Here is a 20,448-nt window from a genome sequence, read left to right as displayed (position 1 = left end):
TTGTGTCACTTCTGTGATTTTGATATGACACCGGATGAGAGCCCGACATATGTAACTTGAACGTAACCCCATAGAAACGACGAAGTAATTTCACTCACCTATTTTTGCTCTCAATTCAAACAACAAATAATTGAAAGAGAAAAGCAATGAACAAAAAGAACATTTTTTACGCCGCATTGCTGCTTATGGCAATAGGGGCAGAAGCTAAAGAGATTAAAGGCAAAGTCATGGCCGACGGCAAGGGGCTGGCCAAAGTTGTAGTAACCGATGGCACCGCATTCGCTCTTACCAGTGAAGACGGAAGCTATATGATTGATGCTGATGAGAAGGCCCACTTTATCTATGTAGTGACACCTTCAGGCTATATGGCTCCTTGCAACGGGGGTACTCCCGTCTTCTATAAGACTCTGAACGAGAACAGCCACGATTTCCAGCTCCATCGCTGGGGAACAGTAGGAGGCAAATACGCCATGATGGCAGCAGCCGATACACAACCGCGCGGAGAGAACGCATTCCATCGGCTTGAAACGGAAGCTTTCCCCGACCTCAAGCAAGTGGGCTTTGAATATATGAGCCAGAATATTCCTGCTTTCGCCATCTTCTTGGGTGACATCTTATGGGATAACCTGGAAATGTTTCCCCACATCAAGCAAGAGATAGCAAAGATCCAAATTCCCATCTATCCGGTTATCGGCAACCACGACCACGACAAGGAGGTGAGCGACGATGATGCCAGTGCACATCTTTATCGGCATTTCTTTGGACCCACTTACTATGCGTTCAATGCTGGAAAAGACTATTATATCGTTTTGGACAATATCCTTTATAAAGGAAACAAGAAGTATGAAGTGGGGCTCAATGATCAGCAGCTCAATTGGGTGAAGAGCTATCTGCAGTACGTCCCCAAAGGGGCTCATCTGTTTGTTTGCATGCATGCTCCGGCATACTTCTATAACGAGAACTACAAGTTGGGACGCGTAGCCGAGTTACTCGACCTTTTCGAGGGTTATAAGGTAGATATTCTCAGTGGTCACACTCATGTACAATGCAACACACAAATCAGAAACAACATTCGTGAGTACAATATCGCCTCCATCGGAGGCGCGTGGTGGTTATGGGACGGCATCTATAGCAAAGACGGTACCCCTATTGGCTACCAAGTATTCGAATCCGGCAAGAACGGAATTGCAAATTATTTCAAGTCATTAGGACATGACCGTGACTATCAGTTCCGTTACTATCCCGTGGGTACAGTACCCGGCCATGAAGACGAACTCTGCGTCAAGGTATGGAATTGGGATAACCGCTGGAAAGTGGAATACTACGAAGACGGGAAGTTGAAAGGCGAAATGAAGCAGTATAAAGGCATGGATCCTGATTATGATTTCTTCCTGCAGCGCAAAGCTGTCACAGAGGGAAAGGATATGAAGGAACGTGGTCGCCAAGCTAACAAGAATGCTTATTTCTTTTTCTCTACAAAACCGAGCGATAAAGCAAAGAAAATAAAAATCGTGGTGACTGACGCCAACGGGAAAAGCTACGAGCAGTCTTTGGAACATTAAGTAAACAGACAGATAGTAATCGGTACCTGATTATGAGCCATTCCCTGCTCCTCGTTATTCAGCTATCGGTTATTATTCGTACCTTTACCCGAAAAAGGAATGCCACATGATACCCAAGCCCCTCATTACCTACATCGAGACAGCAATCATCCCCCGTTACAAGGAGTTTGACAAAGCACACAACCTCTCACACGTCCGCACCGTCATCGAAGAAAGCCTTGCCCTCGCCCGGCAATATCCCGAAGCGGACGAACGCCTGGCATACGTCATTGCCGCCTACCATGACACGGGACTGTGCCGCGACCGCGCCACCCACCACCTTGTCTCCGGCGAGATACTGATGGCGGACTCCACCCTGCGGCAATGGTTCTCCGACACGGAAATCCTCCTCATGAAAGAAGCCGTAGAGGACCACCGGGCCTCTACAGACCACGAACCTCGTAGCATCTACGGCAAGATTGTTGCCGAAGCGGACCGTATCATCGACCCGGACATCACCCTGCGCCGCACCGTGCAGTACGGATTGAAACAGAATCCTGCCGCCGACAAGGAGTGGCACTACCAGCGGTTCCATCAGCATCTCATGGCAAAATATGCACCTGGCGGTTATCTGAAGCTCTGGTTTCCCGAGGGGAAGAATGCGGAACAGCTGAAGAAGCTCCAAGCCATTATCGCAGACGAAGGACAGCTGCGGCAAGTTTTCAACCGAATATTCGAGGAGGAAAAGTAATAGCGGTATCAATGAAGCATATGCCCCATTTCATTTCCGACTATGGAAACGGTTTGTTTCCTATAATGGAACAGAGTGTTCTCTATAAGGAAACAAAGTGTTTCCTATAACGGAACAAATCGTTTTATCCCGTCGAAACAAGTCGTTTCATACAAGAGAAACAATCTGTTCCGACGGGGTGTAACAAAGTGTTCAGTGCTGTGAACTAATACAATAGCTCTATTTAGAAGGTCTCACAAGATAAGTATCCGCCTCCATAAGTATAAAGACTTATGGGCGTGCCAACATGAGGAAATCATAAAACTCACAGATGGACTGGCCTTCGGTCTCTGATTCGAAGACAAAGAAGAGCGGCTGCTTTCCCTTATGCAGCTTTGCCGGAATAGAGAGCGAAGCATAGAACTCCCTGCAAGTGCTGCCAGCCTTCACATTCACAAGTCCTATCTCTACACCGCCTTTTGTTGTCCAAGGGCTACCCAGCATGATGCGGATGCGCCCGTCGGTATCTTCAGCCTTCAACCTTAACTGCATCTGCAAAGACTTATCTCGCGGAACGGCATTCATATTCAAGTATTTATATCCTACAATCGACCCACTTGTGTTATTCACCACCGGAGCGAACGGGATTTTGTGGTTGTTATCGCCGGCATAGGGATTATTATCCCGGTACACAGGCCGGATGTAAGACCCCGTGTAGACATAATGGGGATAGACCTCTTTGATACCTCCGGGATTGGTGTGCCAACAAGCCAACCCGGCCGAGATGCGCTGCATAGGATTGAGCCCTTCAAGAAGGAAACCCTCAGAGTTGAATTCCCCGCGCGAAATCACGACTTTCCCACCTTTTCCTTTTTCCACCTTTACATCAATGGCCGACACCATAGCCTGGCGTGCATAGCAATCAGTACCTATCTGGCGATGATAGAACACGTACCATTGCCCTCCTATCTTGCAGATACTGCCATGCGTATTTCCACCGGGCATGGCCGAAGCTATCACATTGCCTTTTTCATCATACTCGCGCGCACGGGCATCGATGATTGTTCCGCCATAGGTCCAGGGACCCAGAGGATGCTCGCTATAAGCGTATGCCAGCGTATAGTTGCTGGCGTTCGGCAAGCCATCTTCACCCTCAGCGGTAGTACGGCTATAGATAAACACATACTTATCCTCAATCTTGCGGATGGAGGATGCCTCAAAGAAGCGGAATATACCTTCCTGCCGATAGCCTGAAATCATGTTCTCCACCACTTCGGTACCCGGCTTTACCGTGCACATGGTAGCAGGGTCCAACTCCGCGCCATGCGAAATGCCAAATCCCCAATAACCATACACACGTCCATCATCATCGACAAACACTGCGGGGTCGAATCCCAAACAACCGAAAGTCTCGCGAGGACGTTCCTTGTTCCAATTGCATACTGTAAACGGACCATCGGGACGGTCGCTTTTGGCAATCATGGAATTGCGTCCACTACCTTGATTATTCGGAAAGAGGTAATAAGTTTTCTTACCATCGGTATCGGTAGTTACTGTCACGTCAGGGGCAAAAAGCACGTCGTCGGTTCCATCAGCATTCAGTTTATACAGCTCGGGCGACTCATTGACTTTAAATATCACGCCGTCATATCTCCAACGGGTCAGGTCCTCTATGGGTGCCGACCACACCACTTGGTCACGTCCGCAATACATCCACTTGAGATTGTCGTGCGAACCATAAATATAGACACGGTACTTGCCGGGACAGTCAGGATCCTCAAACACATAGGGCTCACCATCAGGAATAAATTCCCAAAGCGGCAGATAAGGATTCTGTGCAGATAATGTAAAAGACAAGCTGATGAGACATGATAAAATCATCAGAATTTTTCTTACTTTGTTTTTCATAATCGCATTGATTTATAGAATGATACTTAAATTATAATTGCGACAAAACTATCAATTTATCGTTTCATCGTCATGCTTTTAATGCAAATTAACACGTTCAATACGAATTTCTAAATACCGTTCCGGCGGCTCTCCCATCTCCTCCTTTCTTCGTTGGTGTATGCAAAAATCAGCTATTTTTCAGTAAGTTTGTCCGGTTTGCACTATCTTTGCTTAAAAAAGCGAAGATAGGCTGCACCTCAGCATAAAAAATGAACGAGTTCATTTTATTCTGCATTCGGTTTGCACTATCTTTGCATCCAATTAACTGAACAATAACTAAAAAAACAAGATAACACTATGGCATTAAAAGCTGGTATCGTGGGCCTTCCCAACGTAGGAAAATCCACTCTTTTCAACTGCTTGAGCAGCGCAAAGGCACAAGCGGCAAACTTCCCGTTCTGTACAATCGACGCCCAAATGGGGCAAGTGTCCGTACCCGACGAACGACTGACGAAGCTCGCCGAGCTGGTTCACCCGGGGCGTATCGTACCTGCCGTGTGCGACATCGTCGACATTGCCGGACTGGTGAAGGGCGCCAGCAAAGGTGAAGGACTCGGCAACCAGTTCTTGGGCAACATCCGCGAGTGCGACGCCATCATTCACGTGCTGCGCTGCTTCGACAACGGCAACATCGTCCACGTGGACGGTTCGGTGAACCCCGTGCGCGACAAGGAAATCATCGACACAGAGCTGCAACTGAAGGACCTCGACACGGTGGAAAACCGCATCAAGCGTGTAGAGAAGATTGCCAAAGTGGGTGGCGACAAGGCGGCAAAGATAGAGTACGAACTCCTGCTCCGCTACAAGGATGCCCTGGAACAAGGACAAAGCGCCCGCACCGTCATCCCACAGAACGACGACGAGGAACAATGTGCCAAGCAGATGTTCCTGCTCACCACCAAACCTGTGCTCTACGTCTGCAACGTGGATGACGTCAGTGCCGCCAGCGGCAACCAGTACGTAGAGCAGGTGCGCGAAGCCATTAAGGGCGAGGATGCGGAACTCATCATCATCTCCGCCCAGACCGAAGCCGACATCGCCGAACTGGAGACATACGAAGAAAAGCAGATGTTCCTCGAAGACCTGGGACTGAAAGAGAGCGGCTGCAACCGTTTGATTAAAGCTATCTACAGCCTGCTGAACCTCGAAACCTTCATCACTGCCGGAGAGATGGAAGTAAAGGCATGGACCTATCGCAAGGGATGGAAAGCGCCGCAATGCGCCGGCGTTATCCATACGGATTTCGAGAAAGGGTTTATCCGGGCAGAGGTCATCAAGTATGAGGATTATATCAAGTATGGCAGCGAAACAGCCGTGCGCGAAGCCGGAAAGTTGGGTGTGGAAGGTAAGGAATACGTGGTGCAGGATGGGGACATCATGCACTTCAGGTTCAATGTGTAATGATATTCATTCCAGATGGCAATGTACTTTCTTTGTACATTGCCATTTTCTAATAAACTCCATACAATAACAATATGAAACAGATTATCTTCCTTTTATTCTTATTGTCCTGTACTGCCGTTTATGCACAACAGCAAGACTCAGTAACCATTCACGGACGGGTGACTGATTACAACGGACAGCCGATAGACAGTGCCAGCGTCTGGTGGCAAAACCCGCAGTTCAATGACATCATAGAAGCCATAACCGACAAAGACGGGCATTACACGGCCCGTATACCCAAAGGGAAATATCAAAGTGCAGCCTCTATTTATCTGCCCTCCTATGCGCACATTGCCATGAAAAGCGGGCTGCCCGAGACTGAACACCGCCTGGAGTTCTGGGCCTGGGATTTCATCGCCGACCGCGACACTACACTCGACATACGTTATCATCGTATGGAAGCTTATGGCCTGCGTGCTTTCTGCATCCCCGGAGCCATGCCTACTTATCAGATATACGTCCGTCCCATGAGCTTGACACGTACCTACCAATGGATGAAAGAAACAAAGCCCGAGTCATTGGTACACGGTGAAAACCTGAGTGACATTGAGCAACAAGAACAAAACAAAGAAGCCAGAGAATGCCAGATGGCTCCCCGCCCCGGGCAACTGAAAGTCACCGTCTGGATAGACGGCGAGAAAGTCCCCGTGCTGATGAAGCAGGAAATAAAAGAATATTTCGACAGCAACGAATATGGCAACGCCTATCTATTGACAGTAGACATGCCCAAGCATCCCAAAAAAGACCTTCCCTACCGTATCTTCAAAGTAGAGCTGGAAGACATGGAAAACGGTGACCGGGGCGAAGGGCTTTACTATATGGAAAAGGAAAACTACGTTCAATAAACCATACACAACAAATGGCAAACAGTAATCTGAAATACCTCATAGCAGGTACCGGCGGCGTAGGCGGAAGCATCGCCGCCTTTCTTTCATTATCCGGCAAAGACGTCACTTGCATTGCACGTGGCGAACACCTTGCCGCCATACGCGGGAACGGTCTGCAACTGCACTCCGATTTGAAAGGTGAACATTGTCTGAAAGTGGCGGCATTTACCGCAGAAGAATTCCAAGGCAAAGCGGATGTTATCTTCGTCTGCGTCAAAGGTTATTCCGTAGACTCCATTACGGAACTCATCAAACGTGCCTCACACGAGCGTACAGTGGTAATCCCCATCCTGAATGTTTACGGAACCGGTCCCCGTATCCAGCGGTTGGTCCCCGGCGTCACGGTGCTCGACGGCTGCATCTACATCGTAGGATTCGTATCCGGACGGGGAGAAATCACGCAGATGGGAAAGATTTTCCGGCTCGTCTACGGAGCACACCGCAGCACGATTGTTTCCCGTGAAACATTGGAAGCCGTGCAACGCGATTTGCAGGAAAGCGGCATCAAAGCCGACATCTCCGACGACATCGACCGGGACACATTCGTCAAGTGGTCGTTCATCTCCGCTATGGCAGTCACCGGAGCCTACTATGACGTGCCTATGGGCGAAGTACAGAAACCGGGGAAGGTGCGCGATACCTTCATCGGACTGTCACAAGAGAGCGCAGCTTTGGGCCGAAAATTGGGTATAGAATTCAAGGAAGACATCGTGGAGTACAACCTCAAAGTAATAGACAAACTCGCCCCTGAAAGTACCGCCTCCATGCAGAAAGATATGGCCAAAGGACATCAGAGCGAAGTACAAGGCTTGTTGTTCGACATGATTACGGCTGCAGAGGAACAAGGGATTGAGGTGCTGACGTATAGGATGGTGGCGGAGAAATTCAAATAAACTGCCACGATGAACTGCCAAACGAGATAATTTCATACCTTTGTCCCGAACAACCCCGTAATTCAGTAATTTAATTCTTCATAAATATGTTATCATTACTCACCATCAACTGGAATCCCGACCCCGAACTGTTCAAGTTCTTCGGCATATCCATCCGCTACTACGGACTGTTATGGATTATCGGTCTTGCTCTTGCCTACTTCATCGTGCAACGCCAGTATAGCGACCGCAGAATAGACGAAAAGAAATTCGAACCTCTCTTCTTCTATTGCTTCTTCGGCATACTGATAGGCGCACGACTGGGCCACTGCATATTCTACGACTGGGCCTACTACCAGGACCATTTCCTCGAGATGATTCTCCCCATAAAAATCCTGCCGGACGGCAGTTGGAAAATGACGGGCTACACCGGCCTTGCCAGCCACGGAGGCACGCTGGGCCTGATTATCGCCCTCTGGATGTACTGCCGCAAGACGAAGATGCACTACATGGACGTGCTCGACATGATAGCCGTTGCCACCCCCATCACCGCCTGCTGCATCCGCCTTGCCAACCTGATGAACTCCGAAATCATCGGCAAACCGACCGACGTACCCTGGGCATTCATCTTTGAACGAGAAGACATACTACCCCGCCATCCGGCACAGCTCTATGAAGCCATCGCCTACTTCATCTTCTTCTTAGGGATGGTCTGGCTATACAAACGCGGACAGAAAAAACAAGAAACCAAACTTGAAACAGACTTCAGCACCACCAAGCAGAAATCAACCGCCGTGCAGGCCGAAGCCTCCCTGCCCTATCACCGCGGTTTCTTCTTCGGACTCTGCCTGACGGAAATATTCACCTTCCGCTTCTTCATCGAGTTCCTGAAAGAAAACCAGGTGAACTTTGAGGACAGCATGACGCTGAACATGGGCCAGTGGCTCAGTATCCCGTTTGTGATTATCGGAGTGTATTTTATGTGTTTCTACGGAAAGAAAGCTTCCAAATAAACATTTCAGCCCTACATAAGCAACATACCCACCCCTTTCATCCGTGCAGATTTCTCTACTTTTACGGCATCGAAACAGTAACCGTAAATCATATATTTATCATGAAAGAGAGACAACTGATGAAAGGGGCAGCTTTTATGCTGCTGGCAGCAACTGCCACCCTGCCTGCGCATGCCCAACTGAAAACAAATGCCGGCGTGCAATACTTGCTTTCCCAGCCGAAAGACATGAGCCAGGATTTTCTGGACTTCAGCAACACCTATTTCTTTGCCGACAGCCTGGTATCGTTCGACACCTCCACCGGCAAGGGGACTGTCCAATGGAAACGCCAGCAACTGATGCCCCGCCAGGCATTCAATGCAAACACCTACCTGCACCAGCCCCTCCAGTCGCTGGACTTCCCGGAGACGGCCTACGACAACAATCCGCAATTGACGTTCACCGTCGAACCGGTCAGCGAACGTACCCTCCGCATCCGTATGCTTACCTCGCCCATCGTACCGAAAGAAGATGCCGACGACCCCATGCTCATAGGAAAGCCTGCCGACGGACGCTCCTTCTGGAAAGCCGAGAAGACGGACAAAGGTACGCTGTACACCTCCCGATACGGCAGCCTGCTCATCCAGAACTATCCCTGGCGCCTGGTACTGAAAGACGCCGACGGACGCCTGCTGACACAGACCCGTTGCTGGAGCGACAACGACTCCACGCAGGTCAAGGTACCTCCATTCAGCTTCATCAAGCGCGGCTCGGACAACTCACGCAGCATCAATCCCGTATTCAGCCTCGCGCCGAACGAGAAAATCTACGGTTGCGGCGAGTCCGCCACCGCACTGAACAAAGCCGGACAGAAGGTCAACCTCTTTGTCACCGACCCACAAGGGCCCGAAACCCCAGATATGTACAAGCCCATCCCCTTCTTCTTCAGCAACCGTGGCTACGGCATGTTTATGCACACTTCCGCCCCCGTGACCTGCGACTTCGGCCGCTCCTACATCGGAGCCACCAAACTCTTTATGGCAGACGAGGCGATGGACATCTTCATCTTTCTGGGCTCGCCAAAGGAGATGCTGAGCGAATACACCGCACTGGTAGGACGGCCCGAAATGCCCCCTTTGTGGAGCTTCGGCACTTGGATGAGCCGTATCACCTACTTCAGCGAAGCAGAGGGCCGCGACGTAGCCCGGAAACTGCGTGAGAACAAGATACCGAGCGACGTCATCCACTTCGATACCGGCTGGTTCGGCGTGGACTGGCAATGCGACTACGCCTTTGCCGCCGACCGCTTCGACAATCCCCGGCAGATGCTCACCGACCTAAGGTCACAAGGCTTCCGTACCTGCCTCTGGCAACTCCCCTACTTTACCCCGAAGAATAAGTTCTTCCCCGAGCTGGTGGAACGCGGTCTGTACGTACGCAACGGCAAAGGACAGCTTCCCTACGAGGACGTGGTGCTGGACTTCACCAATCCCGAAACCGTGCAGTGGTATCAAGAGAAGCTCGGCAATCTGATTGAAATGGGTGTAGGTGCCATCAAAGTAGACTTCGGCGAAGGTGCCCCACTGGATGCCATCTATGCCAACGGCCGTAGCGGACTATACGAACACAACCTCTATCCCCTGCGCTACAACAAGACCGTGGCCGACATCATCAAGAAGCTGCACGGCGAAAACATCATCTGGGCACGCTCCGCATGGGCAGGCTCACAACGCTACCCATTGCACTGGGGCGGTGATGCCGCAACTACCGAAACCGGTTTCGAGGGAACCATCCGCAGTGGCCTCTCCATCGGACTGAGCGGATTCTGCTTCTGGAGCAATGACATAGGCGGCTTCGTGACCCAAAGCCCCGAAAGCCTCTACCGCCGCTGGTTACCCTTCGGCTTCCTCACCAGCCACAGCCGCGTGCACGGAGCACCTCCCACCGAACCGTGGTACTACGGGAAAGAGTTCACAGACTATTTCCGCCGTTGTGCCGAACTGAAGTACAAACTGATGCCCTACGTATATGCACAATCCAAAGAGTGCACCGAGAACGGCTGGCCGATGCTCCGCGCCCTGCTGCTGGAGTATCCCGACGACCCGGGTGCATGGCTGGTAGAGGACGAGTACATGTTCGGCTCCAACCTCCTCGTGGCACCCATGCTCGAAGAGGGCAGCGGACGGGATGTCTACCTCCCCGGACGGCAGAAATGGATAGACTACCAGACCGGAAAGGTGTATGCTCCGGGATGGAACCATATCGAGTGCGGCACCCTGCCCATCGTCATTCTTGTAAAGGACGGTTCGGCCATCCCCCATATCCCCGTGGCACAATGCACAGACCAGATGAAATGGGACAAGATTACGTGGAAGAAGTATCTGGCAGACGAAAAGAAAGCTGAAGGATTGCTCTGCCTGCCGCAGGACGGACAGTTACAACGGATATCAATCCCATAACCGGTATATCAAACACATTAAACCCTAATACCCCATGCGAAACAAGTTATTGTTCCTCGCCTTGCCCCTGCTATTCGGCTTACAGGCAAGCGCACAACACACACAAGCCTTTCAAGATACCACGCTCAGTGACGAACAGCGCGTGGAACATCTTCTCTCCATCCTGACATTGGATGAAAAGATAAACCTTCTTTCCACCGACCTCGGTGTCCCCCGCTTCAACATTCCCCGTTGCGGACACTACGAAGGACTGCACGGGCTGACCCTCGGCGGTCCTGCCATGTGGGGTGGACGCCAAAGAACGGAAGACGGGAAAGTAGTCCCTACCGACTGCCCCACCACCATATTCCCCCAGTCCTACGGTCTGGGCTCCACATGGGACACCGATTTGGTGCAGAAAGTAGCGGAACAAGCCGCTGAAGAAGCCCGCTACTACATGCAGACCACCGGCAACAAGCGTCATGCCCTCGTGATGCGCGCTCCGAATGCCGACCTTGCCCGCGACCCACGCTGGGGACGCACCGAGGAGAGTTTCGGAGAAGATGCTTTCCTCACCGCCCAACTCACCATTGCCAGCGTACGCGGCCTGCAAGGCAATCATCCCCGCTACTGGAAAACCGCCTCTCTGATGAAGCATTTCCTTGCCAACAGCAACGAGGACGGACGGGACAGCACTTCCTCCGACTTCGACACGCGCTTGTTCCATGAATACTATGCTTATCCTTTCTATAAAGGCATCACCGAGGGAGGCAGCCGTGCCTTCATGGCCGCCTACAACAGTTGGAACGGCATCCCCATGTCCATCCATCCCTGCCTCGAAGAGATTACCCGCAAGCAGTGGGGCAACAACGGTATCATCTGTACGGACGGCGGTGCCCTGAAACTGCTGATTGAAGCGCACAAGAGTTTTCCGAGCTTTGCGGAGGGTGCTGCTGCCGTAGTAAAAGCCACCACAGGACAATTTCTCGACGCATACGTTCCTTACGTCAAGGAAGCTCTGGAAAAGGGATTACTGACCGAAGTCGACATCGACAAGGCTATCCGCGGGAACATCTTCGTCGCCCTCAAGCTCGGCTTGCTGGACGGGGACAACTCCCGTAACCCTTATCTCTCTATCGGAAAGAACAGTACGGAGACACCGCCTTTCATGACAGCAGAAGCCCGCAGGCTGGCACGGGAAGTCACCGCCAAGTCCGTGGTGTTATTGAAAAACAAAAAACTCCTGCCACTCGATGCCGGAAAGCTGCGTAAAATAGCCGTTATAGGCCCGTATTCGGACAAAATCGTGCAAGACTGGTATAGTGGTACCCCGCCTTACGAAACAACGATTCTGAGTGGCATACGCAATGCTGTGAAAGAAGGAACCGAAATCATCCACGCCGAAGACAACCGCATGGGCCAGGCAGAAAAGGCTGCTGCAGCCGCCGACGTTGCCATCGTGTGTGTAGGAAACCATCCTTACGGCACGCGTGCGGACTGGAAGTTCTCTCCCGTCCCCAGTGACGGCCGCGAAGCCGTGGACCGCAAATCGCTGATGCTGCCCGATGAAGACTTGGTGAAGCTGGTGCTCAAAGCCAATCCCAATACCATACTGGTGCTCGTCAGCAGTTTCCCCTACACCATCAACTGGAGCCAGGAGCACGTGCCTGCCATCGTCCACATCACCCACTGCAGCCAGGAGCAGGGCAACGGACTGGCCGACGTACTCTTCGGCAAGGTAAATCCAGCCGGACGTACCGTACAGACGTGGGTGAAAGACATCACCGACCTACCCGACATAATGGACTACGACATCCGCAACGGACGTACGTATATGTACCACCAAGGCCCTGTGCTCTATCCTTTCGGCTATGGTCTGAGCTATTCCGACTTTACGTACGAGAAGATTGAATCCGTCAAGCAAGACAAGAAGAACATCCGCGTGACGGTATCAGTGAAGAATACCAGCGGACGCGACGGAGAAGAAGTCGTACAGCTCTATGCCAGCTATCCGGACTCCAAAGTGGAACGTCCTTCCAAGCAGTTGCGCGCCTTCAGGCGTATCCCCATCAAGGCCGGCGAAACCCGGAAAGTGACGCTTACCGTGCCCAAAGAAGAGCTCGGCTATTGGAACGAAGGAAAGCAGATGTTCGTTGTAGAACCCGGAACGGTGAAGCTGCTGATAGGGGCTTCATCGGAAGATATACGGTTGGAGGGAAAGATCAGGCTATAAGAATGAAAAAGCCATCCCTTAACATACCGACTATAAAAATTAGCGAGTTATGCCACAACAACGTGGCAAACCCGCTAATTACATATTTGCAAGCATAAATGAAGTACAAGGTCACTTTACAATAAACTCATATCTTCCTGCCGCCAGTTCCACCACCCGTACATTCTCGGCCTTGTCAGGTAAAGTGAGTGTAGCTGTACTGTTAGCGGGCACTGTAACTTCATAATGCACACATTTCCCTTTCCATTCCCAGCGAGAAACAATTTCACCGTAAGGCGACCGATGACGAGCTTCAAACCGTTTCAATCCCTTTATGAAATGGGGACGGAGCAGAATGTTTTGAAAACCAGGTTGCACGGGATCAGGGAAAATACCTCCCAGCCCCTTGTAGAACCAAGCACCTATTTCACCGAACATCATATGATTGTCCGAGATGTCACGAGTAGCCTGCAAATCCCAGTTCTCGAGCAGCGTAGTGGCACCGTTCACCATCCACCAACCCCATGAAGGATAAGTGTCCTGTACAGCCACCTTATAAGCTGTTTCAGCATAACCATTTTCGCTGAGTGCATTCAGAATAGCTTTAGCTCCTAATACACCCACATCCAAGTGAAAACCGTCCTCCTCTACCTTATGTGCCAAGTTAGCTGCCACTTTTCCTATCAACTCTTCGGGCACAATCTTCCATTGCAAGGGAACACTCAATTCGGTTTGTGAACCTTCGGCATAGATGCCTGTTTCTCGATTCAGGAACTTATCATTGACAGCTTGCTTTATCTCCTCCGACAAGGCATTATAATATTCGTAATCGGCCTGTTTGCCGAAGAGTTTGGCAGCAGCGGCCAAAATCTTGGTATCTACATAAAAGTAGACCGAGGAAGTCAGCTCTTTATTGGATTTTGACTTCACCGGCACCCAGTCTCCGCGCCCCCACGTAGTGAGATGATTGTTAGAGATACGCTCCACATAATCCACATAACGTTTGATGCTCTCGTAACAATCGCTCAAGGGCTTGCTATCACCGTAGAAGAGGTAGATATTCCAAGGGATGATGGCAATAGTACTAGTCCAGTCCAGCCCGTTGTCTGTACCATATCCCCATCCACCAGTTGGAATAATATCGGGCAGCACTCCGTTGGGCTGCTGTTCGTCACGATGGTCGGCCAACCATTTTTCGTAAACGGTAATTCCATCAAAGTTATAAAATGCTGCCTCAATGGCAAAATGACCGTCACCAGTCCAACCGTTCTTCTCGCGCTGAGGGCAATCGGTGGGGTAGCCCATCAGATTGGAAAGGTAAGAGTGATTGGCAGCATGGAGCAGCTTGCCTATCAGTGGGCTCGAAGATTCCAAGCTACCTACTGCCGGCACATCACTGTGCATGAAGTAAGCAATCAAGCTGTTTTGGTCAAGCTCAATAGGCTTATCTGCCACTACCTCCACATAACGAAATCCCTTGTAATTAAATCGGGGCATGAACTCATCCTCTTCTCCACTCAGAATGAGAATGTCCGTCTGAAAAGGGTCTTTCTCCTTATCGCCTCGAAAGTAGACATCAATGTTCGAGAGATCGAGGCGGCCATTTGGATGTAAGCGTTCGCCATGTTTGATTCTGACCTCCGTTCCCCGTTCACCCGAAACATGAATACAAGTCACACCGGACATATTTTGCCCGAAATCATAGATGTATGTTTTCTCGTCCACTTTGCGGAAAGAGACGGCGGGGAAAATCTTTACATTACGGATGGGATGTACTTGCTGGGCAGTGACATTGGAAGAAGGTACACTCCGATAGGCTACTCCGCGCCACTTGGAATCATCGAATTCCGGAGTGCTCCATCCTTTCTGCTCCAGACGTGCATCGTAGTGCTCGCCAGTATAGATACTATTAAAAGTGATTGCACCCGACGCTGTCCGCCAACTGAGATCGGTGGGAATAGTCTCCACGCTTCCATCGGTGTAGGTAATGCGCAAGTCCAGACAGAAAGTGGGACGGTTGCGCCAAGGGGCACGGTCGAAGTCCCACACTGCTTTGGATTGATGGTTATACCAGCCGTTACCCAAAAGTACGCCAATAGCGTTGTCACCATTCTGTAATTGTGAAGTCACATCATAAGCCACATACAAGTTGCGGCGATCAAAGCGGGTATAGAGAGGGGCAAGGCAGTGGTCTCCTATCTTCTCGCCATTGATGTAAAGCTCATATAGTCCAGCAGCGGCAATATAAGCACGCGCTGACTTTACCTTTTTGCCGGTCTTGAACTCTTTTCGGAAGTAAGGGGCAGACCCATAATGAATATCCTTGCCATCGCCAATCCAAGCACCTTGCCAATGTTGCATCCCCATCATGCCCGTTTCAAAGTAAGAGACAGGAGAAGCAGTCTCCTTATATTCCATGTCGCTGCAGATTACTTTCCAATAATATCTAGTGAAAGGCTGCAGTTTTTTGCCCGCATAGGCCACAAGCTGATTACGGGAATCGTTCTTTCCACTATCCCACATCCTGCCACAGCCATTGACCACATTCAACGAGTCTTCGTCTACCACAATCCGCCAGGAAGTCTGCACAGCTCCCTGCCTACCATCTTCCATCCGCCAAGAAAGGCGTGGAACGGGATTATCCAAACCTATAGGTCTGTCAAGATGTTCGCTCCTCAGATCAACCAAACGAACCGGAGTCTGCCCTTGTACAGTAATGCAAGCAAAGAATGTGAATAGAAGCAGTATATTTCTTTTCATAACTCCATTGTTTATCTATTCCGTAGTAATCACCAGTTCCTTGCCCTCCCTCAGTTGGTCATGGGTGATAAAGTAACCGTCAATCTTTTTACCGTCATAAGTAATGTCAATAATCTTCTTGCCGCTTCCTTTCTTCACAATCGTAAAGGGACGACCATTCAGATTGAACGTCACTTTATCGAACAAGGGAACAGTAACAATATATTCAGGATCGGCAGGCGAATAAGTGTAAAGTCCAATAGCATTGAGCACATACCACGAAGACATCTCGCCGGCATCATCCATCCCTGCATAAGCCAGCTTGTCGGCACCCATGTCATAGTAGTGGTTCATCAGGCTGTCGAGAATGCATTGGGCTTTCTCTTGTTTGTCTATGAAATAATAGGTGTAAGGAATGCTGTGTCCCGGCTGGTTTCCGTGGCAATAGTTTCCGATGAATCCGGTCAGGTTGTGGGCCTCGTAACCTCTCCACGGTTCGCTGAATAAGGAATCCAGTTTAGCCTCCACCGCCTCTTTACTGGGATAGAGCTTAATCATGCCTTCGGGGTCGTGGGGGGCGAAGAAGAGGGCGTTCCATGCATTGGCCTCACGGTACATGTACTGGTAATAGGGATAATACGGATCGAAATCCTGAATCCAGCTACCATCGTCAATCTTACCTCTCCAAAAGCCGGTAGAGGGGTCGAATAGCGTCTTGTAGTTGTTGGAGCGTTCCATCATCAGTTTGTAGTTGGCTTCATCTCCCAGCTCCTTGGCTACCAAGGCTACGGCATAGTCATCGTAAGCATATTCCTGGGTCTTGGTCACAGCCCCTTTGTATTCGTCCCATGTGGGTACATTCACTGTGTCTTTTTCAGCAATCCAACCTCGCTCCATATACTCATCCAAATAGCGACGTCCTCCTTTACCGGGCACCGTAGCATTTTTCAGAATCAACTTATAAGCACGCTCCAGATCGAAATCATGCAAACCACGCAACCAAGAACCAGAAATAAAAGTGGAAGCGTGATCACCATGGAAGAAGGTGGGCATGTAGCCGTCACGCTTCTCACCTTTGTCAATAATAGACCTAATGATGTCAGTAGTCACATCGGGAGAAATCATACCTATGAGTACCAGTTTGTTGCGATAATCGTCCCAAAAAGAAGGGTCAGTGTAATAGTGGAAGCCGTTATTCACTACTTCGCCACGGACATCAGTATATTCATGATTCACATCGCTACGCAAAGCCGGCCATTTAAAAGCATGGAAGAAAGTAGAATAAAACAATCTCTTTTCACGTTCCGTGCCACCTGCAACTTGAATCTTGGAGAGGAGTGCTTCCCAAGCCGCATCGGCTTCTTCTGCCACTTGTGCAAAACTTTTGTTCAACATTTCGGCCTTCAAATTCATTTGAGCATTCTCTATACTCACAAACGAGAAACCAGCCTTCACTTCCAAAGGTTCAACACCTTTGCTGTCGATAAAACGCAGCACAGCCACCTCATGTTTGTCGTCTTTTACCATTTCCACTTGGCCTATTTTATAGTTGGTCTTAGCGTAAAAGTAGATTTTACCATCGCCATCTTGATAACCCGTGAACGTATTATCGTCAACCTTCTCAATCTTCCAATCACGGACATCATTATTAGAACGGCGGATGTCTACCAATAATGACTTATCGTCGCCCTTGCCGAAAGTATATTTATGGTAGGCACAACGCAAGGTACTGGTCAACTCGGCATTCACTTTATAGCGTTCCAGATAAACTTGGTAATACCCCGGATGCGCAGATTCCTTCTCGTGACTAAACCCGGAGCAATAATTACCCGGAGCGATAGTTCCCACCACTGGCAACATGGGGACATGCAACAAGTTCCAATGCCCTTTAGCTGTATGTGAAAAACCATAAATCACAGTGTCCTCATATTGATAGCCCGCACCGCTACGAAACTGTGTAACGGGGCTGAGCTGCACCATTGCGTTGGGCAAGGTAGCACCCGGATAAGTTTCCGCACCCCATGTACGTGACTTTATTTTGCGCGTATACCCTAAGTCCTCAGGCTCCCACAAAGTAGCCGTACCCAAGAAAGGATTGACATATTCGGTTAATTTCTTCTGCGTACCGCCACAGCCCGTCAGAACAATCAGGGCGAACAGTAGAAATAAATATTGATTCTGTTTCATCTTTTGTATTTATTTTATATAAAAAACTGTTGTCTCTAAAAACATTATTTCCAAAATAACTGCCAATTAAAACTGGCTCTAAAAAAAAATGTGCCGAAACCCAATAACCAGATTGAGTTTCGACACACTTTTAATTGCTAACTTATTTCAGGCTCTTTTCAAAGAGAGCTTTGGCTTCAATCAAAGTACAACCACTTGTCTGCGTAGTCAGATGGTTGTTGCCGCTATTGTTCATTGCCCAGTTAGTATTATACAGCAAATCAAGTTTATTGATTCCCTTTCGCCACAAGATTTCAGCATTATTGTTAAAGAAAGTGATGAATTTCTTCTTATATATGGGGTCCAAATTCGGTTCCATAATCAGCTGCACATAATAACGCATGAAAATACCCTTAAACAAACCTCCGTCCCCATCGCCTTCATCACGAAGTAAATTATTTCCAGTATCTATCATGCTGCTATTACTGATAGCGAAATTGGCAGCCTTACGAGCATCTTTCAAATAGGACTCTTCTCCTGTGATCTTATACAGTTCGTAAGCAGCACCCAAGAATGTACCTTGGTTATAAGAAAGAGAAAGTGTACTCAACTCACCCGTCTCACCGTTCACATTATCATAGATGGCGCCGGTAGCAGGGTTAAATAAATTTTCACGCTCCCATTTATAAATATTGACAGCCCAATCCAAATCCTCCTGATTCCCGTTAATACGGTAAAGACGAGCAGCAATCAAAGCAGCAGGGCCGTTGGAACAAGCATTTTTGCTCCATAGCTGGTCGTGAGTCCAAGCAATGCCACCACCTGCGTAATCGTTCCAACCGGTCTTGATTTCATTCCACATCTCTTGAGAAGTTTCCAGATACTTGTTTTCATCAGTAACTTCGTACAAGCGAATCATGGTGAGAGCAATCCACTCCATATCATCATAAAAGTTGTTCCAATAACTGCCACCGTTCTTTGCCTTGATACCGACATACCATTTGTCGAACAAGTCGCTGTACTTGCTATCTCCGGTACGATTGTAAGCATCTATCATCACATCCATAGCATGAGCCTGCGGCCAATAATGGAAATCCTTGATTGAACCGTCATTCCCGTAGTTGAAATAATTCTCTTCCGTATTCCAGAAACGATCTATCAGGGTCACAGAACTGCTATCGGCAGCCGCATCCCAATCTATGGTGTAAAGCCCCTTATCATACATATACTCATCTTCTATCTCGCACGATTGAAGTGCCAAAAGAAGCAGGGGCAGACAAAATAATATTTTTTTCATAATCTCTCCTTAAATTAGTTGGCCAATTCCACTTTATGAGTATAGTTCTCCACATTGAATATCACACTAATCTTGGTGATGGCACCCGGATTGTGGCCATCGGCCGCACCATCGAATTCATCGTTCAGTTTCCACTTCTGATCCCATTGGTTATCAGGAGTCTCCATAATATAGAAATAAGGATCTTCGGGAGTAGCCGCACCAGGATTAGAGTCTGTAGTATTCTTGGTTCCCCAATACTGTATACTACCATCAGCATAAGTCATCAAGAACTTATAGCGTTGGTCGCGCCCCCATCCTTCTTGCTTGAACTCAATTTTATCCTGACCGCAGAACACACCGTTTCCAACATAAGGCAATTCAAAAGTTGCGGCACCACTCGGACAGAAGTAGAATTCCATCTTACTTACTTCCCTGACGGTTACAGATGCAATGGAGAAATCCATCTCAATGCGGTAAACTCCCGTCTTTTCTACGGTTGTCTCGCCTTCGCCTTCCATAATCTTATTGCCATTGATATAAAACACCTTGGCACCTTCGGCTGCTCTATCTACCAGTTTGTAAGTCTTTCCGCCTTCCAACTTCGTAAAGACTTCGAACTTATCCTTTTCGGGTGAAGCACACGCCACGGCCTTAGAAGCATCCATACCACCTTCAGTAGCACTTCCGGTCAAGTAAAGCTGTGCCGGAATCTCTTCAAATCCCACCAAGCGAGTGATGGTGAGCTTCTTGCTTTCCTTTGCCATTACAGAATTCAAACCTCTGGAAGCCATTACTGTCCAAACAAGTGTACCCGTCTCACCACTGTTCAATCCGGCAGCCGCACCAACCTTGTTCAATGTCTTGTGGCTGATGGTAGCATAGCTCAAAGAACCGCCATTGTCAGAAAGCACTTTGTAAATAGGCTTAGAAAAATCTCCACCTTCTTTATCAAATACCACTTCATAAAGAGGGGCACCGCTATCTTCAGCCTTGGCCGACTCCCATTCAAAGAACAGGCTGGCGCTGGCCGACGATTGCAAGACTACTTCCTTGCCGTCAGTGGGTTCATACAACTGATTTACTGAGGAAACTTTGGAATCCTTGTATTCCATGTCTTCCGTACAAGACGTAGCAAAGAGGACTGCCGAAAAAAGAGCTATTGTTGAGAATATTGTTTTCATTGTTCTATTGTTTTTAAT

At 49.2% G+C, this 20,448-nt stretch carries 13 protein-coding genes; 8 read left to right on the top strand and 5 right to left on the bottom strand.

From position 1 onward, the window contains the following. Positions 1-146: 146 nt before the first annotated feature. A complete protein-coding gene (locus tag DXD78_RS03905; RefSeq protein ID WP_005833924.1) occupies positions 147-1,562 on the top strand; it encodes a calcineurin-like phosphoesterase family protein in 1,416 nt (471 codons plus the stop codon). A gap of 106 nt (positions 1,563-1,668) precedes the next feature. Continuing rightward, positions 1,669-2,292, top strand: a complete 624-nt coding sequence (locus DXD78_RS03900) for an HD domain-containing protein (RefSeq protein WP_005833925.1) — start codon at positions 1,669-1,671, stop codon at positions 2,290-2,292. A 270-nt stretch (positions 2,293-2,562) separates the two neighbouring features. Here the strand turns inward: DXD78_RS03900 and DXD78_RS03895 are convergent, their stop codons facing one another. Then, positions 2,563-4,179, bottom strand: coding sequence for a family 43 glycosylhydrolase (locus DXD78_RS03895; RefSeq protein WP_009037470.1), 1,617 nt, complete (start codon positions 4,177-4,179; stop codon positions 2,563-2,565). 339 nt (positions 4,180-4,518) lie between these two features. On the opposite strand from DXD78_RS03895, the gene ychF reads away from it, so the two are divergent. The 6 genes from ychF to DXD78_RS03865 all read left to right on the top strand — a co-directional run bounded on the left by ychF (position 4,519) and on the right by DXD78_RS03865 (position 13,086). Continuing rightward, positions 4,519-5,622, top strand: coding sequence for a redox-regulated ATPase YchF (gene ychF / locus DXD78_RS03890; protein ID WP_005824866.1), 1,104 nt, complete (start codon positions 4,519-4,521; stop codon positions 5,620-5,622). A 74-nt stretch (positions 5,623-5,696) separates the two neighbouring features. After that, the gene (locus tag DXD78_RS03885; RefSeq protein WP_005824864.1) at positions 5,697-6,509 is read left to right on the top strand and encodes a carboxypeptidase-like regulatory domain-containing protein; all 813 of its coding nucleotides are present in this window, start codon (positions 5,697-5,699) and stop codon (positions 6,507-6,509) included. A 14-nt stretch (positions 6,510-6,523) separates the two neighbouring features. Further along, the gene (locus tag DXD78_RS03880) at positions 6,524-7,444 is read left to right on the top strand and encodes a ketopantoate reductase family protein (RefSeq protein ID WP_005824862.1); all 921 of its coding nucleotides are present in this window, start codon (positions 6,524-6,526) and stop codon (positions 7,442-7,444) included. A gap of 86 nt (positions 7,445-7,530) precedes the next feature. After that, the gene (gene lgt, locus DXD78_RS03875) at positions 7,531-8,436 is read left to right on the top strand and encodes a prolipoprotein diacylglyceryl transferase (RefSeq protein WP_117652546.1); all 906 of its coding nucleotides are present in this window, start codon (positions 7,531-7,533) and stop codon (positions 8,434-8,436) included. A 101-nt stretch (positions 8,437-8,537) separates the two neighbouring features. Then, positions 8,538-10,874, top strand: coding sequence for an alpha-xylosidase (locus DXD78_RS03870; RefSeq protein ID WP_009037472.1), 2,337 nt, complete (start codon positions 8,538-8,540; stop codon positions 10,872-10,874). Between the two features lie 34 nt (positions 10,875-10,908). After that, positions 10,909-13,086 (top strand): glycoside hydrolase family 3 C-terminal domain-containing protein, encoded by a 2,178-nt coding sequence (locus DXD78_RS03865; protein ID WP_009037473.1) that lies wholly within the window; start codon positions 10,909-10,911, stop codon positions 13,084-13,086. Positions 13,087-13,197: 111 nt separating this feature from the next. Here DXD78_RS03865 and DXD78_RS03860 read toward each other — a convergent pair whose 3' ends face one another. The 4 genes from DXD78_RS03860 to DXD78_RS03845 form a co-directional block, all read right to left on the bottom strand. Beyond that, positions 13,198-15,825, bottom strand: coding sequence for a glycoside hydrolase family 78 protein (locus DXD78_RS03860; protein WP_009037474.1), 2,628 nt, complete (start codon positions 15,823-15,825; stop codon positions 13,198-13,200). A 15-nt stretch (positions 15,826-15,840) separates the two neighbouring features. Beyond that, on the bottom strand, positions 15,841-17,991 hold the full coding sequence (locus tag DXD78_RS03855) for a GH92 family glycosyl hydrolase (RefSeq protein ID WP_005833933.1): 2,151 nt from the start codon (positions 17,989-17,991) through the stop codon (positions 15,841-15,843). Between the two features lie 142 nt (positions 17,992-18,133). Continuing rightward, positions 18,134-19,267, bottom strand: a complete 1,134-nt coding sequence (locus DXD78_RS03850) for a glycoside hydrolase family 76 protein (RefSeq protein WP_005824849.1) — start codon at positions 19,265-19,267, stop codon at positions 18,134-18,136. A 14-nt stretch (positions 19,268-19,281) separates the two neighbouring features. Further along, entirely contained in the window at positions 19,282-20,430 is a 1,149-nt protein-coding gene (locus DXD78_RS03845; protein WP_005824847.1) for a SusE domain-containing protein, read from the bottom strand. Positions 20,431-20,448 lie beyond the last annotated feature (18 nt).

The organism is Bacteroides sp. D20, assembly GCF_003436255.1.
Classification (GTDB): Bacteria; Bacteroidota; Bacteroidia; order Bacteroidales; family Bacteroidaceae; genus Bacteroides; species Bacteroides uniformis.
The sequence above is the reverse complement of the archived record's forward strand: the minus strand, read 5'-3'. Positions and strand labels throughout refer to the sequence as shown.